Source organism: Vibrio sp. 1249-1, assembly GCF_033340495.1.
Window position 1 is genome coordinate 1 of record NZ_JAWOWJ010000131.1, and the last position, 1083, is coordinate 1083.

Below are 1083 nucleotides of genomic sequence, written 5' to 3' on the forward strand. Positions count from 1 at the left end.
AAAAGAGATGAACATGGCGAACGATCAACAAGAGCGTGCCATGGCATATCAACTAGCGATGACAATGGAGATGACACAATGATGATTTCTTCTTCACTGCCATCGTCAAATGCCGCTCCGGCTTCAGAAGGCCGAATCACGCAAGCAAAAGACGTTCAAGGCTTTTCGCAGCGCAATGCTTCAGGGCAAACACCTCTGAATCAATCCGCAGCATTATCAGAGCAAGCAGTACCAAGCTTTCGCCTTGCTGCACAAACGTTCTCAAGTGAAGAGCGCAAAGAGGCGACAACTGCAACAACGGAAGAAAATGCTGCTGTTGACACCACAGGAATGAATGTTCTTCTCAGTGCAACAACACCAACTGAAACACCAGACCTTGCAGCGCAAGCGCAAACCTTGACGCAAGGCATGCTAAACATGGCTGAGAAATCGGTTGTGTCGTTCAACAAAGTCAATCCGTTGGAAGTAAAAGGTGAAGCAAAAACAACAAGCCCAGCGCAAGCTAATGCCTTGTTAAACACATCACCGCAACAACAAGATATTCAAACTAGCCAAACGGCTTCTGCGAATGCACGCGTGAACACCTCTGCCGTAGACTTTCAAGCATTGTTGAACCAACCAGCGCAAGGGCAAGCAACGACTGCACCACTGAACGTTCAAACTTCTGCTCCGTCCGCTCAAGCAGTGAGCGCTGCGACAGTAGCTCATGCTCATACGCAAGGCTCAGAGTGGGCAGCAGTGAAAGTGGACACAAGTGCAGGCAAATGGGGCGAGCAGATGATGCAGGTGCTGCATGACCGAGTCACCTTGCAAGCACAGCAAAGTGTTCAGGAAGCGAAAATCCGTCTCGATCCGCCCGATCTAGGCAAACTGGATTTACTCGTTCGTGTTGAGGGCGATCGATTGAGCGTACAGATCAACGCAAACACGGCGGCAACACGTGAAGCCTTGATGCAAGTATCGGAACGCTTACGCACTGAACTACAAGAACAAAACTTCGACCATGTTGATGTCAATGTAGGTGCCGACCAAGGTCAAGAGTGCCATCAACAACAGATGAATGACGAAGACACCACAATTTTC

Annotated in this window: 1 protein-coding gene and 1 pseudogene; both read left to right on the plus strand. The window is 49.3% G+C overall.

All coding sequences use genetic code 11. From position 1 onward, the window contains the following. Positions 1-82 (plus strand): annotated as a pseudogene (locus R7Z50_RS24745) (LafD); the annotation flags it as partial. Then, a partial coding sequence (locus tag R7Z50_RS24750; RefSeq protein WP_318149384.1) for a flagellar hook-length control protein FliK occupies positions 79-1083 on the plus strand: 1005 nt, incomplete at its 3' end. The pseudogene R7Z50_RS24745 and the gene R7Z50_RS24750, both read left to right, overlap by 4 nt.